The organism is Kordia sp., from assembly GCF_045105435.1.
Lineage (GTDB): Bacteria > Bacteroidota > Bacteroidia > Flavobacteriales > Flavobacteriaceae > Kordia.
In genome coordinates this window covers 1-22,018 of sequence record NZ_JBGCDL010000071.1, presented here as the reverse complement: position 1 = coordinate 22,018, position 22,018 = coordinate 1, and the positions used below count along the sequence as shown (strand labels likewise).

The following is a 22,018-nucleotide window of genomic DNA, read 5'->3' as shown; positions in this document are numbered from 1 at the left end:
AAAAGAGGCTGTCTGGAAAGTTTCAGAAGTCGTCATTCTGGACTTGATCCAGAATCTCATAAAGCTGATTTTCAACTGTTATGCGAAACCGAATCAAGTTCGGTTTGACGAAATTATGACTTTTTAGACAGCCTCTTTATTTTCGTTTTAGAGGTTGTTATCCGTTTAAGTTTTTTAGATAGTGATATTATGAACACAGTGCATTTGACCTGGGCAAATAGTATAGTCAACAGAGTCAAATGAGCCATCGTTACTCTGACTCCGTGTTCCTCCTTTTAAAGCTTCCAAATAGTTTGCTTGCATATTTGCAATTAAACGCTTTCGTAAGTGCATAGTGTTTAAGTCTTTTTTCTTCATAATGAATTATTTAAGTTATAGATTCGTGATTGAAAATAAACATAATTTATACGTTAACTAGTATACTTTGAAGCGTAAATAACTCAAATTTATAAATTTGCGTCACCGTTTTTTTCTTTTTCATTTAGAGTTTGAATGTAAAAAGAAGGATACAATTTGGTATATGCTTTAAAATGTTTTGTAAACGAATTGGTGCTTTTATAGCCTATTTCTTCTGCAATATTTTTAATCGAATATTTTCTGAACTTAGAATCTTCTTTTAACTGTTTTAATACATATTGAATGCGAAGTTCATTGATGTATTCCGTAAATTTTTTTTGTTTGTGTGTGCCAATAATTTTTGACAAATAACTGGTGTTGGTTTTTATTTTCTTGGCTACATTTTGTAACGTACAATTACTATTCAAAAAATATAAAGAAACCTCAAGCTTATCTAAACGGGTTAAAATTTCCTGCACTTTTTTATCTTGAATCGTAACAGGTGTTTTTTTCTTTTGATGACTTTCTGCTTCAATTTTTTTCATCAATTGCTCAAAAATGATTTTACTTTTTTTTCGCATTTTGATGAATTTTAGAATAAAAAATACACAACAAATCAACACAATCACTCCGAGAATAGAAATAATTTTCACAGTATCTTTTAAATATGATTCCGAAGTACTTAATTGTTTATTCTCTTTATTTACATTGTCAAGTAAAGTTTCATATACATTTGTACGATCTATATCTTTTAACTTGTCTAAGGCTTTGTACTCTTCAAAACTTGCATTTGATTTTTCAATCTCACCTTCCTTTTTATATACTTCCGCCAGAACTTCATGTGTTTTTAGTAAAATATGCGGATTGAATTTTAGTGTATTCTTCTTCTTATTTTCTTTTAAGACAGTTTCTTTGGTCAATTCTAAAAACTCAATTGCTTTCGTATAATTTTCCAATCCTACATAAGATTTTCCAATATAATAATAGACTTCTACCAAGCGCTTTTTATTCTTTAAATCAAGTGTAATTACTTTCGCTTTTTTTAAATAGGTAACAGCTTTTTCAAAATCACTTTTCATATAATATGCAATTCCCATATCTATATAAAAATAACTTTCTCCTTCTGTATCTTTATTTGCGGAAGCATAAGCAAGTCCAGGTTTTGCATATACCAGCGTAGAATCTGGTTGTGATAAAGTCAAAAAAGTTCCTGTAAGTCCTAAATACGTATTAATTCCTATAATTTCTTTTTCTAATCCATGTTGCTGGCACAATTTGAAATTTTGCTTAAACATTTTTAAAGCTTCCTCATTAAAATGGACATTGCGCTTTATTTTGGCAATATTACCATTGGCCATAATCTGAATTCGAATATGGTTACTTTTTTTTGCATATTCCAATGCTTTAATATTATATTTTAAAGACGCTTCATCATCTCCAAGATATACGTGTGAATTTCCTTTAATAAGATAAGCTTTGGATAAAAACACTTCATTTTTTATTTCTTTTGCAGTAAGTATAGCTTGTTCTGTAAATCGAATCCCTGTTTTATAATCACCTTGGACATTAGCAATTCTGGCAAGTTGGTAATAGGCTTTGAAGATGTATTCTTTATTGTTTTCAGCTTGACTTTTTAGCAGGAGAAGTTCGGCATTTATATGTGCAGCTGCTGGATCGGAAAATTTTTGTTCTGCTATGTGCTTATACATTTCTGCTAAAGAAGCATCTTGCGATAATTCCTGAGCGTTTACATTGGAAGAATATGTAAATAGTATTAAACATGCTAAAAATCTAGGAAGCAAAAATTTCATAAAACGTATGTGTATAGTCTAGGCGTATTCAACTAATATCAGAATGTTTGAAAATCATGGTAGGTATTTTTGGTTAAATTTTCAAAAGCAACAATTGCTGTTAAATTTACTAATAATTAAGGCAAGAATATAGTACAACCTCTTTTTTTTAAAACAGAAAAGCAACGCACAATCTCGCTAGGAGACGCGTTGCTTTTCAAACAAACTTTGCGTTGCTAAAATTATTTCTGCATTTTCGCTAACATGGTTTTTGCATTTTTGTCATTTGCGTCTAATGCTAATACTTTTGTGTAATATTTTGTGGCTTTTTCGTAATTGTTCGCTGTAAAATAAGCTTCGCCCAAACTGTCATAACCGTTTTTATCAGCTGGAAATAATTTAGTGTTAATGGTAAAAACACGAATGGCTTTTGATGTCGCTTTCGCGCGAAGCAACACATAACCATAAGTATTTAATTCTTTTAAACTTTTGGAATGCTTTTGTAGTTTTTGAATGACTTTTTCTTCATTTTCAGAAACATACTCCATTCCTTTTTTCTCAAATAATTGATGCAATTCTGTAACAACTTGGTACTGATGTTCGTATGATTTTCTTCTGCAAATTTGAAGTAAATCAGCTTCCAAGCTTTCTACTGCATGTTCCACAATACGTCCAACTTCTTTTCCGCGTTTGTTGTACACAATAAAAGTGGGTACACGATGAATATTCAAGCCTTTTTCTTCACCATTTGGACCTTGTTTATAGTTTGTTCGCGCATTATTAACACCAACAATACGTAGTTTTTCTGCTGGAAAATCGGCAGCATCTAACAGTTTCATAAACTTTGGAACTTCTCGTTTGCTATCGCCACACCAAGTTCCCATGAAAATAGTAATGGAATATTTTTTAAGTTTCTTTTTGAGTTTTTTTATAATTGTAGCATCAGGTTCATAGGCTTCATAATTCGGAGAAAACCATGAATTAAAAGAATTGGAAGTAAAACCTTCTTTGGTAATTTCGCCCAAAAGCATATCACGATCACGTGCATCTTTGGTTAACTGATTCACCGATTGCGAAAGTGAAATTTGACACACAAAAAGTATCAATAGGAAAGTAAAAAATTTGTTCATTTTTGATTGATTTTGAATTCATGCTTCAAAAATCAATCATCAAACCAAAAAAATAAAAAAAGATGTATAGATAGCAAAAGTAACTACACAAACAACATGCAAAAAAAAGATTATTTTGTGAGATGTGTATAGTAAGCTTCCAAAACTGCATGCGATAACGAATCGCCACTCAAACCTGTATTTTTTACCAAAGCAGCATCCGAATTCCATGCGCCTAAATTATTCCGAATCCACATGCCTAAGCCAAAATGTACGGATGTTGTAAACTCTGAAAGACTCATTTTTTTAAACACTTCTTTTTCTTCTTTAGGAAGTATTGTATCGATGATTGTAATGCAATCATCAATCGTTTTTGGAGTGTATGTTGTTGCCATTTTACAAGGATTTATGAGTTCTACAACTCAAAATAAAGCAGTATTTTCATAGAAAACAACCGTTTGTATAAGAAACCTCGTATTTCATACGCTTATTTTTGACGAATTTTACGTTTCTTAGTACTTTGAGTGTTTCTAAAAATGAGCAAATGAACTTTTTCAGCTATAAAATTTCTAAAATCCTAATTCATATATTGTTTTGGACATTGTTCATTTTTGTCTCTTTATTTTACTTTTCAGACTATTATTGGACAGAAAATCCATTTCTACAATACTTATCCATTTTAGTGAGTATTGTATATGTGAACGATTTTGTGTTGTTGCCTTATTTTGTGCGAAAAAAATGGTACGCTATCTATATTCTTATCATTGCGCTGATTAGTTTTTTGGCAACCCAATTGTATTGTAATTTTTTTGCAGAATGTGGTTGTAGTGTGGTAAAATGTTTATCAGATTACCTCTGGCAAACCATTGTGCCAATTATCTTTTTCTCCTTTATTTGGATGTTGTTTCGCTATTTAGAAAAGAAAGATGAAGTAGAAGCCATTGAAAAAAAGCACGCCGAAATGGAATTGAAATTTTTGAAATCGCAGATAAATCCGCATGTATTATTCAACAATTTAAACACAATTTATTCCTATTCGTTAGAAAAACCTGCAAAAGTTCCTGAATTGATTTTAATGCTGTCAAACAATCTAAAACATGTACTGTATGAAAGCAATGCGACCTTTGTTCCGTTAGAAAAAGAATTAGAATTTATTGACAATTATATAAAGTTTCAAGAAATACGAACGGAAGGCATAAAAACGATTGAATATCGAAAAAATATTTTACAACAGGAGCATCAAATTGCACCTTTATTGCTTATTACAATTATTGAAAATGCATTTAAACACAGTAAAATGCACACGAAAATTGATATTACAATTGAGGTTTCTAATGGTGTACTAACTTGTATTTGTGCGAATCATGCGAAAGAAACAAAAACTAGTATAGGAGCTAAAATTGGATTGAAAAATTTAAAGAAACGCTTACAGTTAATTTACAAAGATACATACGAACTTACTATTCATGACGATACGTTATATATAGTAACTTTAAAATTAGAATTGACATGAAACAGTACGTATTAAATTACAATCACACACCAAAAATGATTATTTTGGAGGTTCTATCTGACAATTAAAAAAACAATAACAACAAATTGATGAAATGCATCATTATAGAAGATGAAATTCCTGCGCAACGTATCGTAAAAAGTTACATTGCTAAAGTGTCGTATTTGGAATTGATTGGAACGTTTAATGCCGCGTTAAAAGCGTATGATACGTTAAATTCAGAAACGATTGACTTAATTTTTTTAGACATCAATTTACCTGATATTTCTGGATTGAGTTTTCTGCGAACGCTTAAAAACCCGCCAACCATCATCATGACAACTGCATATCCTGATTATGCGGTGGAAAGCTTTGAATTTGAAACCATTATTGATTATTTAGTAAAGCCTTTTTCGCTGGAACGTTTCCTAAAAGCGATTCAGAAAACACAACGCATTCAAACAAAAATTGTTGAAAAAGAAGCCGAAAAACCAAGCATAGATACATTATTCCTAAACGTAGATAAAACGTTTCATAAAATACAATTTCAAGAAATTTTTTATGTCGAATCGGAACGAAACTATCTCACTTTAGTAAGCAAACAACAAAAACTATCTTTCATTGGCACATTGCGTACTTGGAAACAAAAACTACCTGAACAGCAATTCATTCAAATTCACAAATCGTTTGTCATCAACAAAGATCATGTGGATAAAATTTCAGGAAACGAAGTCTATATTCACGACAAACGCATTCCGATTGGTAGAACCTTCAAAGCAAAACTTTTTGAAGTATTGGATATTCATGGAAAATAAGTGGTAAATTTGCAGTATTGTTTTTTTGACACAAGTACGATTGATAAAACGCAATAATTGACCAAAAATACCTACGAAACTCATGGAAAGCCAAGCACTGAAAGTTGCACTTGTACAAACCAATTTAATCTGGGAAAATCCTGCGCAAAACAGAACGCAGTTAGCAGAAAAAATCAACGGAATTACTGAAGCAGTCGATATTATTGTATTGCCCGAAATGTTTACGTCTGGTTTTACCATGAATCCGCAAAATGTAGCGGAAACCATGCATGGCGAAACAATTACTTGGTTAAAAAATCTAGCGAAAGCTAAAAACACAGCAATTACAGGGAGTTTGGTCATTTCTGAAAACGGAAATCACTACAATCGTTCGGTATTTGTATTGCCTTCTGGAGACATAGAAACCTACGACAAAAAGCATACTTTCACACTTGCTGGCGAACACAAAGTATACACCGCTGGAACCGAAAAAAATACAATTACATATAAAGGCTGGAAAATTTGTCCACTTATTTGTTACGATTTACGTTTTCCAGTTTGGGCTCGTAATGTAGAAAATTACGACCTTTTATTATATGTTGCCAATTGGCCAAAACCGCGTGTTAGCGCATGGGATGCGTTATTAAAAGCGCGCGCCATTGAAAACATGAGTTATTGTATTGGTGTGAATAGAGTAGGACTCGACGCAAATTCTTTGGAATATTGCGGACATTCCGCTGCCTACGATGTATTGGGCGAACAACTGACCAATATAACTCCAAGCAAAGAAGAAACTGAAATTATAACGCTTACCAAAGAACACATTTCAACCTACAGAAATAAGTTGAAATTCCTAGACGACAAAGATGCATTTACCTTGCATGCTTAAAAGCTTCGCAGCTAATTTATATTCGAAAGAGATAATTAATAACTTAATTTAAAAGACACGCATGGCAGAATTAATTGACTCATTCGATTCGTATGGCGACTTCGATAAAAATACCTATTATATTATCTGTTTTGATAAAATAGCTTCCATTCTTAGTCTAAAAACACCACTTGAAGAAAATAAAAAAAATATAGAAACGGTTGTAGAAACGCTCAATTTTCAATTGAATTCGCTCGAAATTGTCTTCAAAAATTGGAATACAGAAGATGCTAAAAATGCGGATTTCTCGAAAGATTTTGCATACCAATATCTTTTAAAAAGTACGACAAAAAAGCTGCTTATTTGGATATCGTTAGAACAAGAAGAACTCGATGTTGAATTTTATTATGACAATTCAGATTCGGAATTGGAGCAATGGATTATTGAAATGAATCATACGTTACGAACTACATTCGGACTTGACAGAACGCCAGTTTTTAAAGTATTATCAAGAGATAATCGTAACTTTTTTACAGAAGATGTGCGTACGGAAGATTTTAAATGTGATACGCAAAGTATGTACAACGATGATTTTTGCAAAGTAAATGAAACTATTGAAGCTTCCTTAGCTGTAGAAAAAGCAGGACTTATTTTGCTACACGGAATTCCAGGAACAGGGAAAACATCGTACATTAAAAGCTTGATTAGCAAACATGATAAGAAGAATTTTATTTTCATTCAGAACGAATTTGTCAATGAATTACTGCATCCTGATTTTATTTCGTTCTTGCTAAAAAACCAAAATTCGATTTTAATCATTGAAGATGCCGAAAAAGTATTGACAAGTAGAGAACAAAAGAATGAAAGTTCGGTTGTTTCAACTATTTTACAGCTTACAGATGGACTTTTCAGTGATTATTTAAACATAAAAATCATTTGTACATTCAACACAAGTATCAACAAAATTGATACGGCATTGTTGCGAAAAGGAAGAATGATTGCATATTACGAATTTAAAGCGTTGACAAAACAAAAAGCCAATCAATTGTTAAGTTCCTTAAACCATGAGTCAACTGATTCTGAGATGACATTGGCTAATATCTTTAACTACGAAAACAAGAGTTTTAAACAAACGGAAAAACGGAAAATTGGGTTTAATTAAGTTGGGTTTAATTAAGTTGGGTTTATCGATTTGATGGTTCGTCAATTTGTTAATGGAGTTTTATACAGAATTTTGAACTTAACAAAAACACTCTAAATTTCAATAGAAAAACGATCTCATCTAAAGTATTATAGGGTTTAATAGAAAATTTCTAACAGCAGTCTAAGAGATTTCCGCCTAAGCGGAAACAAGTCTAAAGCGATCTAAAATCTAGTAGCAAAGCGGTCTAACATCTAACAAAACCTACTTCAACTTCGTAAGCACTTCAATAATATCCCAATTTGCTCTGACAGGTTGTTTCCCAGGATAATATTTTATAACTTCAGGCTGAATATCCTTTAAATAATTTCCAGTATCCCATTTTCCATTCTTATTTGTATCATAAATAACGCGAAAATATACAGATTGCGGATCTATATATGGAAAGTTAGAAAAAGGCTTCGGTTCCGTTAAATAATCTTCCGCTAAAACTTCCAATTTTTCATTTACAACTTGTACAATCACAGGATATTCAGGTCCAGGATACGTCAATTGAATATTCCCATATTCCTTATTTTCTTTTGTTGATAACGTGTAATTTAGCGTGTCATTCACTTCACCATAAAAATCGGTAATTGCTTTTGGCAACATCTGAATGCTATAACGCTGGTTTTCTTTCTTCTCAAAAAACAAATCCAAACTATTATTTGTCTCGTTCAGTTTTGAAGTGAATTTTACAGGAATAGAATCTTTATTTTGAATAGAAATTGTATTTGCATCAATAGCAACAATCGGCGTGTTGGAAGCTACTTTAAAATCGCCGTTTGGCGGAATAGATCCTTGGAAATTAACAGAAAGGTTCATGGAATCTTTCTCCATCTCTTTTATTTTTACCGTAAAATCTTCGCTATACGTACCTTTTGAAACTGTAAATAATAAAGAATCGGTATCGGGTTTTAAATTCTCAAACCAATAACGTAGCGTATCTTTTTCGGGATGACGTGTCGTTTTGAATTTAAAATTCTCGGCAACCTCTGAATTGATTTTAATTTCCATGCTATCTACTTTGCCTTCATATCCGAAAGCAATCATGTTCTTAGAAATTTGCGCAGGACGCGTTGCTTTAAACGCCGGAATTTCCTTAAATAAAGTAATTGTATAAAAAGAATCGTTCGGAACTGTAATTTCTTGTGCTACATATCCAATTTTATCCGTTATCGGGTTAAAAAGGTAATTATTGGCTTTATCTTTTAGCGCAATCATTTTATACGTTCCTGCACGCAAATTGGCAAGTTTAAACTCGGTCAAACTATCCAAAGTATTCGTAATATACGTAGGTGTTTTTTTGTATACGGTAGAATCTCTGTAGGTAGAATCAATCTCATACAACATCACAGAAACAAACTTTTCAGGTTTTCTGTCCAATGCATCATTAATAGTTCCGGTAACTTCTAAAGAATCGATATAGGCACCTGTAGAAAACACATATTTAAAATAATCGTACGGATTCTCCTCATTATTATCTACAATACTTTGTCCAAAATTAAACGAATACGTTGTATTCTCTTGAAGTGTATCAATAATTTGAATATCAATATATTTACTTGCGCTACCTTGCGGATACAAAATATAACCACCTTCTTTAATTGGCGGCGAAATAATTAATTGCTTCTGAATATTTTTGACTTTAATATACTCATCAAAATAAATTCGGATTCGTTCTTCGTCAAAATTAGTACTGAATTCTTCTGGTTGCGACTTCACCATTTTTGGCGGTGTTTTGTCAGGTTCGCCACCAGTAGGAAAACCACGTTTGGCACAATTGAACAATGACAAAAAGACCAAAATCACTAAAGAAAAATATATAAAACGCTGTTTCATTAATTGATATAAAATATATGCGCTACAAATAAACTAATTATTTTTGGTACTGACGAACGTTTTAACTTGCTATTGACATAGTTGCTACGCTAATTTTAATATTTGGTATTTTTTGAAGTGCTAAAGCACAGGCTTCTAAAGTGGCTCCGGTGGTAATAATATCGTCTACCAATAAAATATGTTTTCCTGCTAGTTTCTCAGTATTTATAACTTCAAAAGACTGTTGTGCTGTCAACCAACGTGCGGCTCGTTTCTTAAAAGCTTGAGTTTTAATATTATTTACTTTAACCAGTACATCGGCTGCATATTCCGATTCCAAATGCATTGCAAGCTGTTGTCCAAAAGTTGTTACTTGATTATATCCGCGTTTTTGCAATCGTTTTTTGTGTAACGGAACAGGAATGATGTAGTCAATTGTACTGTATAAAATTTCCTCTTTAAGTCGTTTACCTAACATATTTCCTAGAAAAGTTCCAATTTCTTGTCTGCCTTTATACTTTAATTGATGTATAAGTTGTTGTACCATTCCATTCTTCTTGTAGTGGAGCAGCGAAGTTGCATTTACAATACTAACACGCCCATAAAATGTATGTAATACAGGGTTTTCGGGATGCTTATGAAATTCGGTAAAGGGTAAATTGTGTAAACATTTTGTACAAATATGCTGTTCTTGATGCATCAATTTAGTGGTACATGCCAAGCAAGTTGATGGAAAGAAGGAAGAAAGAATATTATTTAATATATTTGCCACACTTAAACGTTAAAATTTTAACATATTTTACTTAAAAGTACTACTTTTTTATGAGTGGAGCCACAAAAGATACGATTCAAAAAATATTACTAATTGCGCTTGCAGCAATGACAGTATCTATGGTTTGCATTTCTGTATTCAATTACAAAGACAATAGAGAGAAGGATAATTATTTAGATAACGAAAAATTGCTTGTAAAAGAAGAATTGGTAGAAATCATAAAAAATTACGATCATTTAGTAAAAGAAGCTACTTTAGATATAGAAGAAGTCAATTCTGAAAAGCTAAAAGCAATCAAACTATTAGACAATTTAGAACATAGCATTTTAGATTATGAATCTATCTTAGAATACAGAAAAAAAATGCTTGAGTTGCGAAAAAACAATCATCGTTTACAACAAAAACAACATCACGAAACCTCTTCAACTCAAACAAATCCAATTTATTAGGCTGTATTGATTTTTAAAAAGAAAAAGAATCATACAAAAATCGCCATACTTTCTGAATATTTTCTTTACTTCGCGATAGATTAAAACAAACATTAAGTATTAAAATCTCCTCGATTGGATAGATTCAAATTTTTCAGAGAAGCCATACGCGATATTAAAACTGCAGGAACCATTTTTCCGAGTTCTCGTTTTTTATGTAAACGAATGGTGAAAAATATCGATTACAATACTGCAAAAGTAATTGTCGAATTTGGTCCAGGAAATGGAATCATTACCAAACATATTTTAAAAAGAATACAACCGCACACTACATTAATTACGTTTGAAGTGAACGATAAATTTTTTGAATCGTTAGAGAAAATAAAACACCCACAACTAATTATTGAAAAAGTTTCTGCGGAAGAAGTAACACCAATTCTACAAAAACACGGTTTTGAAAAGGCAGATTGCATCGTTTCAAGCCTACCATTTACAAATATTCCTGTCGAAATAAGCGATCGAATTTTAGCCAATGCATACGACGCAATGGTTGATGATGGCTTATTTGTTCAATACCAATACAGTCTTACCTACTACAAAAAACTCAAAAAAGTTTTTAAGGATAAAGTCAAGTTGTCATTCGAACTTTTCAACATTCCGCCAGCTTTTGTATATATCGCTAAAAAATAGCTTGTAGCTGATATACAAACGTTTTATATTTGCGGTATGGCAAAACAAGACGACCAATTTAAAAAAGTAGTATCGCACGCAAAAGAATACGGATATATATTTCAGTCAAGTGAAATTTATGACGGATTAAGTGCAGTATACGATTATGCTCAAAATGGAGCAGAGTTAAAGAAAAATATACGCGACTATTGGTGGAAAGCAATGGTGCAAATGCATGAAAATATTGTAGGGATTGATGCTGCAATTCTCATGCATCCAACTACTTGGAAAGCTTCTGGCCACGTGGATGCATTTAACGATCCTCTTATTGATAACAAAGATTCTAAGAAAAGATATCGCGCTGATGTTTTGGTAGAAGATTACTGCGCTAAAATTGAAAACAAAATTGAAAAAGAAGTTAGAAAAGCAGCAAAACGCTTTGGTGAGGCATTCAATAAAGAAGAATTTTTAGGGACTAACGGTCGTGTTTTAGGATATCAAGAAAAAATAAATACGATTCTTTCTCGCTTGGCTTCTTCACTAGAAAATGAAAATTTAGCCGATGTAAAAGCTTTGATTGAAGAATTGGAAATTGCAGATCCAGTTTCAGGTTCAAAGAATTGGACAGAAGTGAAGCAGTTTAACCTGATGTTTGGTACAAAATTAGGCGCTTCCGCAGATACTGCAATGGACTTGTATTTACGACCAGAAACGGCACAAGGTATTTTTGTAAACTTTCTAAACGTACAAAAAACGGGACGAATGAAAATTCCGTTCGGAATTGCACAAACAGGAAAAGCATTCCGTAACGAAATTGTAGCGCGTCAGTTTATCTTTAGACAACGCGAATTTGAACAAATGGAAATGCAATTCTTTGTAAAACCAGGAACACAAAAAGAATGGTACGAGCAATGGAAAGAAAATCGTATGAAGTGGCATTTATCACTAGGAATGGGAGCAGATAATTACCGTTTTCACGATCATGAAAAATTAGCACATTATGCAGATGCTGCCGCAGATATAGAATTCAAATTTCCGTTCGGTTTCAAAGAACTCGAAGGAATTCACTCGCGTACCGATTTCGATTTAAAAGCGCACGAAAAACATTCTGGAAGAAAACTACAGTATTACGATAGTGAAACCAAAGAAAGTTACGTGCCGTATGTGGTAGAAACATCTATTGGTTTAGATCGTATGTTTTTAGCAATTTTCTCAAACTCTTTAGTAGAAGAAACATTGCCAGACGGATCAACACGTGTTGTATTGCGTTTGCCAGCCGTTTTAGCGCCAACGAAAGCAGCAGTATTACCTCTAGTAGAAAAAGATGGTTTGCCAGAAATTGCTAGAAAAATCATGGACGATTTAAAATGGGATTTTAATATGGTTTATGAAGAAGGAAAAGATTCTATTGGACGACGTTATCGTAGGCAAGATGCCGCAGGAACTCCATTTTGTATTACTGTCGATCATGAAACTAAAGAAGATAATATGGTAACTATTCGTCATAGAGATACGATGGAACAACAACGTGTAAAAATTGAAGATGTTCGCGGAATTATCAATAAAGAAGTAAACATGCGTACTTGGTTGAAGAACATGTAAATTCAATCAAAAAAATATAAAAAAGAGGCAGTTTTAACCATCAAAACTGCCTCTTTTTGTGCTTAATTCTCCCTGTAATGGAAAACTTAACCATTCGTAATAAAAAGTAAAATGCATTGCAAATACGGCATTACAAACTTTTTAAGCACGATATGCATACGCCTTAGTTTCTATTTATTACAATTTTCTTCCCTAAAATAGATAAACTACAGCAGTAATAAGTATTTACATATAAAATTGTAATATTTTTCTTAAAAGTTAACATTCATAGTAGCTAAGCTAGGAATATAAGCATGTGTTATTTATAAATACCATGTCTGTATTTATAAATGCAAAAATCAAGTGTTTGAAAATGTGTTATTTACGTCGTTAATTCGTACTGTGATTTTGTTGCAACATCATTACTAAAGGGATTTAGGGAAAATCCTTTTCTAACCATAAAAACCTTATTAAAATGATGAAAAATTTTAAAATGTATTTGGGCATGTTTTTAATAGCAGCCTTAACAATTACCAGTTGTCAAAATGACACGGTAAGCGAACTACCAGATGAACAAGCAGATTTCGATATCTCAAAAAATTCTGGTAACACTACGCTCGTAAAGTATAATTATGACTATTACGGAGAGCGCTTTAGTGTAAACTATACCATCGATAACGAATCGGGAGAATTATTAAGTACAGAAGGCGATTTGGAACGTGCTTATGCTTTATTTCCAGAAGGAGAAGGACCACAAGCGGTTTTATTTACAAACTTACCAGAGGATGAAAATCCAGATGAAGTACAAAATGATAACTCAGGTTTTGTAGAAATTGATGCAGAAATATTCAATTCAGAAGCAGAAATGGATGCGCAAGTAGAAAGATATGCTGAAGAGGCAATTCCGCAAGAAGAAGCTGGTGCAGATGATAATGGCAGACGAGACAATACTGGGCAAGGTGAAATAACTGCCAAAGGACCATGTCATAGTTATTCTTTAAGTGGTAGTGGAAAATTTCGTTATTACAGACATGCATATTACAATACTGAAATGACGTCTTTGCGTAGACATTATAAAAGATTTTTTAGAAACCATTGGGTAGGATCTTCTAATAATGATCAAATGTCATCGTTAGTTGCTACAAAACCTTGGAATAAAAGGATTTATACAAGATTGTATCAACATTCATGTTTCAATGGAAGATCTATAGGTTTTTATAGAGGACGTCCTTGGAGCGGAGTATATGTTAGAAACCTAACTTGGTATACACTTTCAGGTGCTTTATGGTGGAGAACTTCTTGGAACGACCAAGTATCTTCAGTAGCAGGATGGTGTTGGTAATACCTAAAAAATACGGTTAATCAAAAAAAGAAAGCCTATTGTATTTAACAATAGGCTTTCACTTTTTCATGTAATTTTTTTGCTTAAAATCTATATCCTAAAGAAATTCCACCTCTAAAAGTGAAATCTGGAGAAATATCATCCAATCCGATATTTCGTCCGCCACCAAATGAAACCTCTAACATAAATCCTCTTCTATTTACCCACTTTTTACCAATAGCCAATCCTAAAGCAGCATCAAAGTATTCTTCGTCTAAATTATCAGGATTATCTCCTGAAGCAAACTTTGAAAATACTTCTGCAAAAAGACCTTTGGCTCCATAATCTTCATAATTAAAAAAGTAAAATCTGAAAAATGGTGTAAATGCAATTTTTTCATAATATGCGGCATCATCTCCTGGATCTCTTAAATTGACAAAAAGAGACGCTCCATACCCAATAGAATTGTCATTTACACGTTCATAACCAATATCAATAGCAGAGAAAAATGCAGCATCAAACACATCTAAACGAATTTCGTTTTGACGATTATCAATACTAAACTGATCACCTGACATAGTATCGGTGTCTTGTGCATACGATTGAAACCCTATCAAAAGGAATAATGCGAGTAATTTTGTAGTAAAGGTGTTTTTCATAATTAACGATTTTGTTGTTGTATGTTGCTTTTTTAACAACAATTATACCATTGTTAGATTCAATAACTCCAAAAAGGTTGCGTGTTATTTAGAATAATATTAAACAAAATAGTTAATGGTGTTTTAAAGTACTGTAAAACCTGAATTCTTAAAAATAAATTCAAACTTCATTTTTAGTAGTTATTGAATTAAAAGAATGCTTTTAGCTGTACATTTCCTGTGTGAATTGTTTGCGAAGTTTCACTTTTTCGACCAAAATACGACAGATTCAAATCTAAAAACTTGGTCAATTTCTTTTGAATTAAAATATTCCACGTAAAGTTGGTGCCAGGTTGCAAACCTTCTAACATTTGATACCCAACTGGTGAAAATGCATTTCCCGTAAAGTCATTTTGAAAGTAATTAAACTCACCATTTAATGCAATTTTTTGCTGATTGCTATACGCGAATGAAATTCCAACTTTTTGCTGTGTCAAAGTTTCTGCATTACCTACCAAGTTCTCCTTATTTTCATACTTATAAAACACGCTAAAACGACTATTTCTACTAAATAAATAGGAAAGTGTTGGTTCCACTTTAAACAGACTAATCTCAAAGTTTTTATTTAGAAAGTTCTCTGAAATACTTTCGGTTTTTCCTGTGCTACTAATAAAGTCGGTGAGCCAAAACTTGCCAATTTTATGTGTAAACTGAAGTTGATGTGATGTATTGATATTTTCTTGCGAACCAATCGAAAGTAAGTTTTTCGATTTTGCATTCAAATACGTATACGAACTGGTGTATTTCTGCTTTCCGCGATTGAAAAAGAGCGCATTTCGTAAGGTTTGACTCAATCCTAATACATTGTCGCTTTCGTCATCATCAAAAGGATTAAAATTAAAATTATCGTTTTCACGGCGAATCTTTCTATCTATTAAAAATGATGCTTGATTGTAAAAATGCGATAAAAACTTCTTCAAGCCTTTTGCATTACTCGTATTCCATTGTGTCGGATTAAAAGTAACTACTTGACTAAATTTGTTTTGATGCGTTTTAATAAAAATCTGATTCGGTAACAACACACGAACATAAATAGCTTCATCAGGAAACTGCGCCAATTCAAATTCGTTCAACTCTTGAATGCCGTTTTCATTATAATCATTCCAAGTGTAGACACCTTGTCCTTGATCAACTTGTACATACGTAAATTCTTGCTGCGGCAAGGTTCCCGAATTGGTTTCGTAGACTGTATTTAAGGTTATAATTTTATTAAATAATCGTTGTTGATATACCAAACGCGAATTCAATGACTTCTCGTCTTCCAAATCTTCATCTTCCTGATTTAACGTTCTATAATTGACAAATAGAGACAATTGTGTGTTTTTATTCTGAATCAATCGCGATTTTAAAAAGTATGTATTCGACGTATTTACACGTTGCAAATTATTGTTGCGCAAACTATCATTTACACGATATGTATAACCAACTTCAGCATGGATTTTTAAGCTATCGCCAACACCAATAAATCCTGTATACGCTTTAAATCGTTGACTTAATGGCGTAAAATTTTCGGTGGTAATTTCTTTCTGTTCGTTACTTTCCAAATCGACACGTGCGCCAATCCAACTTTTCTCAAAACTATATGCAGAGCGTGCAAACAAACGTAAAAAATCGGAAGTTGTAGTGTTGGTTTCATTCTTTAAAAAGCTTCCGCTAGATTGGAATTGCAGTTTATCAAACTTCAAATTTGATTCCAACACATGCCGATTTCCCGTAGCATTATTTTTAAAATCTAAATACTCAAAACGATATTGTGCCGTGCCGTTTTTCTCGTTAGAAAAATCCAAACCTGTGGCTAAAAACTGCTGATTTCCTGTGTTGAAATTGTTGTCCAAGTTCCAATCACGATTAAATTCAATCGAATACAAACGCTCAATTGTCTGAAACTTTTCATCAATATGATTAAAATTCGCAAAACTATTAATCTTCCATTTCTTGTTTAGTAATTGCTGGCGTACTTTAATATTGGCAGCCAAACCTTGATTGTCATCATCGTCCAAAGACGAAAACAAATTCTGATCATTATTACTCACGCCAACTTCAAACTGTACATTCGTTTTTTCGCTTGGCGTATATGCTCCATTTACAACAGCAACTTGTGTTTTTGTAGGCGAAACTAACTGAATAATTGGTTCGTAATTTCCTTGCGGAATGCCAGCAATTGGCGAAACATATTCGTAAATACGTCCGTTGGAAGCGGTGTTTGATAAGACATAATTTCCTTGATTATCGCCAACTAAAGTGAATCGGACATCAAATAAAGTATCGTCAGGATTGTTGGAAAATACAAATATTTCTCCTGTACTTACGGTTTCTTTTCGGTACAAAATTCGGTTTTCTGTAAACGCTTGTTCAACTGCGGAAGGCGCAGACATTAATTGTTGATCGTCTCCTGCATCACGCAAAATTTCTACTTGTTCTTCCGATAAATTTTGTTGAATTGGCTGATTTTTAGAATCATTTTCAGAATAAATATAGCCTGCAATTTTAAACTTTTCGCGTTCATATTGCGCACCGCCATACGCTACAAATCGCGTATAATTGTTGTCTGTAAACTGATATTCGACCGAAATACGCATTTCTGACGTAATCGGATATTTGGAAGTAAACGTAATTTCTCCCGCGTTGTAATCAATAATATAATCATTGTTTTCTCCACGTTCTACCGGTAATCCGTTGACAAAAACGGTTTCACTTCCCGAAATAATCAATATAAATAATTCTTCATTTGGACCTGTCAATTTATACGGACCTTGATTTCCTTCTTGCCCTTGAAATCTACTTTGTGTATAACGACCGCGAACCAACGCACCAGAAGCAAATAAAGTGGTTTTACTATTTTCGCCAGGCAAAACGGCTGTAACGCCAACACCTTGTACTTTTTTCTGAAAGCGCATAAAATTGGTCGTTGTATTTTCGAGATTGACATCACCAGCGCGAATTTTCCAGTTTTTACTTTCCAACTCAATAAAAACCTGATCAAATTCGTCTAAACGTTGCGAATATCCACTTTCTTGTATCGGAATATTTGCATCTTGAATTGACGCGCGAAGCGTTACATTTTCTGAGATTTTCCCCGAAATTTGTAAATCGAGTTCCGAATTTAAAACAGAATTCTGATTATTTCCCACAGTTACACCACGTGAAATGCTTCCCGAAGTATTCAAACCATCAAAAAGGCGTGTATTTTTAGGTTCTTTATTCGTGCTAAGCGAAACAATTTTATCTATATCAATTGGGTTTTGAACAATAGAATTCTTATTAAAACCAGTGTATTTCTTTGTTAAAAAATCAGGATATTTGGTATAGCTTACGCGAATGGAATCGGAAGTAATTTTTGTCAAATCTAAATACAGAATCGCTTTCTTAAAATCAATTCGATACGCGGAAGAATCAATTTTTTTATTTTTTTTATCTGTGAGTTTGAATTGAAACGGATTGATACTCACTGAATCCAAAACGATAGCATCTTTGACTGCCACTTTTTTTGTACGGCGATTTTCTGTTTGTCCCTGTACATTTACAGCGAAAAACAATCCGACACAAAAAAATAGAAAGAGTGACTTCATTTACAACTAAACTAATTCCAATCAAAAATATTTTAATTTTCGCAGGAAAAGAAGCTTTTTAGTCGAAAGGATGCGATTAGTTTACGAGTTTGGTAGTTTTTGAGTTTAAAAGTTGGAGTTTTTTATAGTTTATGAGTTTATAAGTTGCTTTGATTGAAAGATGAATCAAAAAAAACAAATTCATAAGAAAGAAGCTTAGTGTTTTCAAGTACTTCTCGATACAATTTTTCTCTATTTTATTTCGAAAAATCACTCGAAGTGACGATTGTAATCATATAACATATTTGAAACTTTAACGTCTATTCGATTGGCGAATCTGTGATTTGTTGTATCGAGAAGCGCTTTAATTTTACACTATTTCTCGATATAATTTTCAGTACTTCGATAGGCTTAATCATGCGAAAATCACTTGAAGCGACATTGTAGAAAATTCGTGGCAATCTCGTTCAAAGAAAATTCAGACTTTACTTAGAAATTGACTGTCGCGTCGTAAACTCCTCGCGGTGAAGTTTTTGAAACTTCCAAAACCTGTCACATTGAGCGCAGTCGAAATGTAAATCCTACTTCTGACAGTCCATTTGTACTTTTACAAAAAAGTCATTTATTTTTCGTCGGTATTGATTTAGTAAATCCAAATCAATGGCATAAAACGTATTTTTCCCTTGTTGTTTTTGTTTCAGTAACTGAATTCTTTTGATTTCGGAAAGATGTTGTGAAACTGTAGGTTGTGCCAAACCTGTCGCTTTTACCAAGTCGTTGCAATTGCAATATTCATTTTTACTGATGTGTTGCAAAATGGCAATTCGTGCAGGATGCCCTAATACTTTCGTGATTAAAGCCGTTTCATTTTGATATTCGTCGAAGATGTGATTCTTTGTAATGCCCATATTATAAGTTATAACGTGATATTACAATAAAGATATAAAAAGCTGAATACTTTTAGTGCTTTTTATATCTTTTATTTCGTGAATTTTTACTTTCCAAATAAACGTTGAAAAAAACTTTTCGTTTTTTTAGAAGCTTCTTCTAGCGTTTCTTTGGCTTCTTCTGAAAACTCTCCCAATCGCTCACTCGCTTCTTCGGCAAATTCGCTTACTTTTTCTTTTACGTCTTCCAAAACTTCCTTTGCTTCTTCGCTAATTTCAGCAAATTTATCTTTTGCAACTTCTTTGTATTCGTCGTATTTTTCTTTGGCTTCGTCTGCAAATTCAGATGCTTTTTCTTTTGCGTCTCCAAAAGCTTCTTTCGCGTCTTCGGCAAAATCGGCTGCTTTTTCCTGTGCTTTTTCAGAGAAATCTGAGAATTTTTCTTTGGCTTCACCCGCAAATTCAGATGCTTTTTCCTTTGCGTTGTTTAAGCTGTCCTTTATTTCATCTTTGATTTCTTCGGCTTTGGTTTCTCGCACTATTTTTGCTTTGTGAAATTCAGCGTCGGAGTCATTAGATTCTTTAGATGTGTTATCGTCGTTTTTACTCATGATTGTTTTTCTTTTGATGATATTTATTAGTTTCCAATATCATGTATTTGTTACAACTTAATTGTCAAAAGTATCTATATTGTACTTTATTTTATAGTAAACATGAGTACAAGCGTAATTTCTGTATCTACCGGAATTCCATCTTTTTTGCCAGCTTGAGTAACTTTTTGCTTTTGAAGAATGGTTAAGACATTATCTTCTAAGGTTTTGGTTGCAGCTCTAATTCTAATATTTTTGAATTGTTTGTCTTTGGTAACGATTAAGCGTACCATGCATCTATTTCGACCTAAGTTTTCTTTGGATGGATCAATAATTTTTAAAACTTCCGTTTGTACTTTTTTAGAAAAATCTGATAGTTGTACTTTATTTTCAATAATGGGTTTTTCATCTAGAGTAGCATAAGGATAAGCTTTCTCTTTTGTAGTTGAACTTGCTTTGCTAAAAGAAATTATAGAAAAACTACTTGTATTGTTTGTAATGAGTGGTTTGATCTTTTGATTGAAATTGTCAATATTTTTTTGCTGTAATTTTTCTAATTCTCCTTTATAAGCATAGAACATCTCATTTCCAATTTTCTTACTTTTAAGTTCCATGCTAAACAATGAGCCATTAGCATCTTTGAAGAAAATTGTAATAACCGTTTTCTTTTCAGCTTCCATAGTAGCTTTTTTATATAAAACTAGATGAGGTTTTAGCTTGGGACGTTTTTTATACTTCTTTAATTTCCTATCTAATTCATCGTGAAAAAGCATGTTGGGTTGCATTTCTAGATGTTGTCCATATCGAAATTTGATTTTATTATAATCTGTTTCATCACTTGCGGCAAATAACTTTTTTAAATCTTTTGTATCGCATAGAAAATCATAAAAACCTTGGACATCTTTTGTATTAATGATGTTAGCAAGTTTTGTAATGTCTTTTTTGATTGTTTCTTCAATTTGCGCATGCCCAATAGCACAAATCAGCAGTAATAAGAGTGAAAAATTCTTCATTATGTGTTGATGTTGGTTTAAAAAACAGGTAGGTTTTTCATTGTATTCTCAAGGTAAGTTTTTTATTTAAATGCATCATCATTAGGTTCCCAAAGTTCAATTTTATTTCCTTCCGGATCTATAATCCAACCAAATTTACCATAACTATATTCTTCTATTTCACCAACAATAGTAACGCCTTCTTCTTTTAAAACAGCTAGGAGTTCTACCAAGTTTTCAACTCTAAAGTTCATCATAAACTGCTTTTCGCTTGGTTTAAAATAGTTGGTGTCTTTTGGAAACGTACTCCATTGTGTAGAACAGTCGTTTCCTTCTTTATCTTTCCACCAAAAAGTACAGCCATACTCATCTACAGGCAATCCTAAATGTTTTCCGTACCAATTTTTTAATCCTTTTGGATCTTCCGTTTTGAAGAAAAATCCGCCTAAGCCAGTGACTCTATTTTTCATTTGTAGTATTTGTTATTGTTCGTTTTCTTTTGTGTGTAAGTGTAATGCAGAAAGTAGTGAAATGATGGTTCCAATGACTAAAACCATCATTAGCGTAACAAAGAATGTGATTGTTGAATTGTCAAAAACTTCACTTCGTTTTAGAATGGATTTTTTATCGTAATACAGTTCTGCTTCTGTGAGTTGTTGTGCTTCCAACAAGCCAAATTCATACGCAATATAGGTTTCTGTAAAATCAGGATTGATTGTAGAAATATATATTGCATCGATCAATCCAAAAGCGATCGCCACAAATGAAGTAATTCCAAAACCTACAACAAAGGCAGGTTTAAAATCAATTTCACCTTCAAGAACGTGATTTTTGTGTTGTTTTATCCCAAAATAGACAAGACTAAGTGACAAAATCATGGTTACATATCCAATGATTCCGTGCGTTTTAAATTCCAACGCATAGCCAAAATAAAGCGCTGCCGAAAATAGGATGGAAGCTAAGATAAAACTATAAATTCCGTAGGTGAGCACTGTATTTTTCATGTTGGTAAACGTATCAATTGTGTTGTACTAAGGTACTAATTTTGTAAAAAGCAATATGTTTTACATTTTATGGTTCAATTATCTCATTAGCCTTTTGATATTTGAAGATTCAGTCCAAGTGCCACAAAACACATTTTT

General features: G+C 32.6%; 21 protein-coding genes. 8 read left to right on the top strand and 13 right to left on the bottom strand.

The features are described 5' to 3' along the window. Window positions 1-174 precede the first annotated feature (174 nt). The 4 genes from AB8B65_RS03430 to AB8B65_RS03415 all read right to left on the bottom strand — a co-directional run bounded on the left by AB8B65_RS03430 (window position 175) and on the right by AB8B65_RS03415 (window position 3,630). Complete coding sequence (locus AB8B65_RS03430; RefSeq protein ID WP_405299458.1) at window positions 175-333, bottom strand: hypothetical protein; 159 nt, start codon at window positions 331-333, stop codon at window positions 175-177. A gap of 113 nt (window positions 334-446) precedes the next feature. After that, window positions 447-2,147: a helix-turn-helix domain-containing protein gene (locus AB8B65_RS03425; RefSeq protein ID WP_405299457.1), complete on the bottom strand. Its 1,701-nt coding sequence runs from the start codon at window positions 2,145-2,147 to the stop codon at window positions 447-449. Between the two features lie 221 nt (window positions 2,148-2,368). Then, entirely contained in the window at window positions 2,369-3,256 is an 888-nt protein-coding gene (locus AB8B65_RS03420) for a thioredoxin family protein (protein WP_405299456.1), read from the bottom strand. 110 nt (window positions 3,257-3,366) lie between these two features. Next, a complete protein-coding gene (locus AB8B65_RS03415) occupies window positions 3,367-3,630 on the bottom strand; it encodes a DUF6794 domain-containing protein (protein WP_405299455.1) in 264 nt (87 codons plus the stop codon). Window positions 3,631-3,779: 149 nt separating this feature from the next. On the opposite strand from AB8B65_RS03415, the gene AB8B65_RS03410 reads away from it, so the two are divergent. From AB8B65_RS03410 to AB8B65_RS03395, 4 genes are all read left to right on the top strand, one after another. Further along, window positions 3,780-4,748 carry a sensor histidine kinase gene (locus AB8B65_RS03410; RefSeq protein WP_405299454.1) on the top strand — a complete coding sequence of 323 codons (969 nt, stop codon included), beginning with the start codon at window positions 3,780-3,782 and terminating at the stop codon, window positions 4,746-4,748. An 89-nt stretch (window positions 4,749-4,837) separates the two neighbouring features. Continuing rightward, on the top strand, window positions 4,838-5,542 hold the full coding sequence (locus AB8B65_RS03405; protein WP_405299453.1) for a LytR/AlgR family response regulator transcription factor: 705 nt from the start codon (window positions 4,838-4,840) through the stop codon (window positions 5,540-5,542). A gap of 82 nt (window positions 5,543-5,624) precedes the next feature. Further along, on the top strand, window positions 5,625-6,410 hold the full coding sequence (locus AB8B65_RS03400; protein WP_405299452.1) for an amidohydrolase: 786 nt from the start codon (window positions 5,625-5,627) through the stop codon (window positions 6,408-6,410). Between the two features lie 61 nt (window positions 6,411-6,471). Further along, on the top strand, window positions 6,472-7,551 hold the full coding sequence (locus AB8B65_RS03395) for an AAA family ATPase (protein ID WP_405299451.1): 1,080 nt from the start codon (window positions 6,472-6,474) through the stop codon (window positions 7,549-7,551). Between the two features lie 243 nt (window positions 7,552-7,794). Here AB8B65_RS03395 and AB8B65_RS03390 read toward each other — a convergent pair whose 3' ends face one another. Together AB8B65_RS03390 and AB8B65_RS03385 are read right to left on the bottom strand one after the other, a co-directional pair. After that, entirely contained in the window at window positions 7,795-9,411 is a 1,617-nt protein-coding gene (locus tag AB8B65_RS03390; protein ID WP_405299450.1) for an Ig-like domain-containing protein, read from the bottom strand. 61 nt (window positions 9,412-9,472) lie between these two features. Next, on the bottom strand, window positions 9,473-10,162 hold the full coding sequence (locus AB8B65_RS03385; protein WP_405299449.1) for a ComF family protein: 690 nt from the start codon (window positions 10,160-10,162) through the stop codon (window positions 9,473-9,475). Between the two features lie 50 nt (window positions 10,163-10,212). On the opposite strand from AB8B65_RS03385, the gene AB8B65_RS03380 reads away from it, so the two are divergent. From AB8B65_RS03380 to AB8B65_RS03365, 4 genes are all read left to right on the top strand, one after another. Continuing rightward, window positions 10,213-10,611 carry a hypothetical protein gene (locus tag AB8B65_RS03380; protein ID WP_405299448.1) on the top strand — a complete coding sequence of 133 codons (399 nt, stop codon included), beginning with the start codon at window positions 10,213-10,215 and terminating at the stop codon, window positions 10,609-10,611. A 114-nt stretch (window positions 10,612-10,725) separates the two neighbouring features. Next, window positions 10,726-11,280, top strand: a complete 555-nt coding sequence (locus AB8B65_RS03375) for a class I SAM-dependent methyltransferase (RefSeq protein ID WP_405299447.1) — start codon at window positions 10,726-10,728, stop codon at window positions 11,278-11,280. A gap of 36 nt (window positions 11,281-11,316) precedes the next feature. Beyond that, window positions 11,317-12,861 carry a glycine--tRNA ligase gene (locus AB8B65_RS03370; protein WP_405299446.1) on the top strand — a complete coding sequence of 515 codons (1,545 nt, stop codon included), beginning with the start codon at window positions 11,317-11,319 and terminating at the stop codon, window positions 12,859-12,861. Window positions 12,862-13,315: 454 nt separating this feature from the next. Beyond that, window positions 13,316-14,182 (top strand): hypothetical protein, encoded by an 867-nt coding sequence (locus tag AB8B65_RS03365; RefSeq protein ID WP_405299445.1) that lies wholly within the window; start codon window positions 13,316-13,318, stop codon window positions 14,180-14,182. A gap of 83 nt (window positions 14,183-14,265) precedes the next feature. Here AB8B65_RS03365 and AB8B65_RS03360 read toward each other — a convergent pair whose 3' ends face one another. The 7 genes from AB8B65_RS03360 to AB8B65_RS03330 form a co-directional block, all read right to left on the bottom strand. Further along, on the bottom strand, window positions 14,266-14,820 hold the full coding sequence (locus AB8B65_RS03360; protein WP_405299444.1) for a hypothetical protein: 555 nt from the start codon (window positions 14,818-14,820) through the stop codon (window positions 14,266-14,268). Window positions 14,821-15,008: 188 nt separating this feature from the next. Beyond that, window positions 15,009-18,428 (bottom strand): hypothetical protein, encoded by a 3,420-nt coding sequence (locus AB8B65_RS03355; RefSeq protein ID WP_405299443.1) that lies wholly within the window; start codon window positions 18,426-18,428, stop codon window positions 15,009-15,011. 560 nt (window positions 18,429-18,988) lie between these two features. Then, window positions 18,989-19,315 (bottom strand): ArsR/SmtB family transcription factor, encoded by a 327-nt coding sequence (locus tag AB8B65_RS03350; RefSeq protein WP_405299442.1) that lies wholly within the window; start codon window positions 19,313-19,315, stop codon window positions 18,989-18,991. Between the two features lie 86 nt (window positions 19,316-19,401). Continuing rightward, window positions 19,402-19,905 (bottom strand): hypothetical protein, encoded by a 504-nt coding sequence (locus AB8B65_RS03345; protein ID WP_405299441.1) that lies wholly within the window; start codon window positions 19,903-19,905, stop codon window positions 19,402-19,404. A gap of 86 nt (window positions 19,906-19,991) precedes the next feature. Next, window positions 19,992-20,897, bottom strand: coding sequence for a hypothetical protein (locus AB8B65_RS03340; RefSeq protein ID WP_405299440.1), 906 nt, complete (start codon window positions 20,895-20,897; stop codon window positions 19,992-19,994). A 62-nt stretch (window positions 20,898-20,959) separates the two neighbouring features. After that, on the bottom strand, window positions 20,960-21,346 hold the full coding sequence (locus AB8B65_RS03335; protein ID WP_405299439.1) for a VOC family protein: 387 nt from the start codon (window positions 21,344-21,346) through the stop codon (window positions 20,960-20,962). A gap of 12 nt (window positions 21,347-21,358) precedes the next feature. Continuing rightward, the gene (locus tag AB8B65_RS03330; protein ID WP_405299438.1) at window positions 21,359-21,880 is read right to left on the bottom strand and encodes a DUF4199 domain-containing protein; all 522 of its coding nucleotides are present in this window, start codon (window positions 21,878-21,880) and stop codon (window positions 21,359-21,361) included. Window positions 21,881-22,018: the final 138 nt, after the last annotated feature.

Coding starts and splice junctions, on each gene's coding strand:
- AB8B65_RS03430 (WP_405299458.1), bottom strand. CDS start 333: ATGCACTTACGAAAGCGTTTAATTGCAAATATGCAAGCAAACTATTTG.
- AB8B65_RS03425 (WP_405299457.1), bottom strand. CDS start 2,147: ATGAAATTTTTGCTTCCTAGATTTTTAGCATGTTTAATACTATTTACA.
- AB8B65_RS03420 (WP_405299456.1), bottom strand. CDS start 3,256: ATGAACAAATTTTTTACTTTCCTATTGATACTTTTTGTGTGTCAAATT.
- AB8B65_RS03415 (WP_405299455.1), bottom strand. CDS start 3,630: ATGGCAACAACATACACTCCAAAAACGATTGATGATTGCATTACAATC.
- AB8B65_RS03410 (WP_405299454.1), top strand. CDS start 3,780: ATGAACTTTTTCAGCTATAAAATTTCTAAAATCCTAATTCATATATTG.
- AB8B65_RS03405 (WP_405299453.1), top strand. CDS start 4,838: ATGAAATGCATCATTATAGAAGATGAAATTCCTGCGCAACGTATCGTA.
- AB8B65_RS03400 (WP_405299452.1), top strand. CDS start 5,625: ATGGAAAGCCAAGCACTGAAAGTTGCACTTGTACAAACCAATTTAATC.
- AB8B65_RS03395 (WP_405299451.1), top strand. CDS start 6,472: ATGGCAGAATTAATTGACTCATTCGATTCGTATGGCGACTTCGATAAA.
- AB8B65_RS03390 (WP_405299450.1), bottom strand. CDS start 9,411: ATGAAACAGCGTTTTATATATTTTTCTTTAGTGATTTTGGTCTTTTTG.
- AB8B65_RS03380 (WP_405299448.1), top strand. CDS start 10,213: ATGAGTGGAGCCACAAAAGATACGATTCAAAAAATATTACTAATTGCG.
- AB8B65_RS03370 (WP_405299446.1), top strand. CDS start 11,317: ATGGCAAAACAAGACGACCAATTTAAAAAAGTAGTATCGCACGCAAAA.
- AB8B65_RS03365 (WP_405299445.1), top strand. CDS start 13,316: ATGATGAAAAATTTTAAAATGTATTTGGGCATGTTTTTAATAGCAGCC.
- AB8B65_RS03360 (WP_405299444.1), bottom strand. CDS start 14,820: ATGAAAAACACCTTTACTACAAAATTACTCGCATTATTCCTTTTGATA.
- AB8B65_RS03355 (WP_405299443.1), bottom strand. CDS start 18,428: ATGAAGTCACTCTTTCTATTTTTTTGTGTCGGATTGTTTTTCGCTGTA.
- AB8B65_RS03350 (WP_405299442.1), bottom strand. CDS start 19,315: ATGGGCATTACAAAGAATCACATCTTCGACGAATATCAAAATGAAACG.
- AB8B65_RS03345 (WP_405299441.1), bottom strand. CDS start 19,905: ATGAGTAAAAACGACGATAACACATCTAAAGAATCTAATGACTCCGAC.
- AB8B65_RS03340 (WP_405299440.1), bottom strand. CDS start 20,897: ATGAAGAATTTTTCACTCTTATTACTGCTGATTTGTGCTATTGGGCAT.
- AB8B65_RS03335 (WP_405299439.1), bottom strand. CDS start 21,346: ATGAAAAATAGAGTCACTGGCTTAGGCGGATTTTTCTTCAAAACGGAA.
- AB8B65_RS03330 (WP_405299438.1), bottom strand. CDS start 21,880: ATGAAAAATACAGTGCTCACCTACGGAATTTATAGTTTTATCTTAGCT.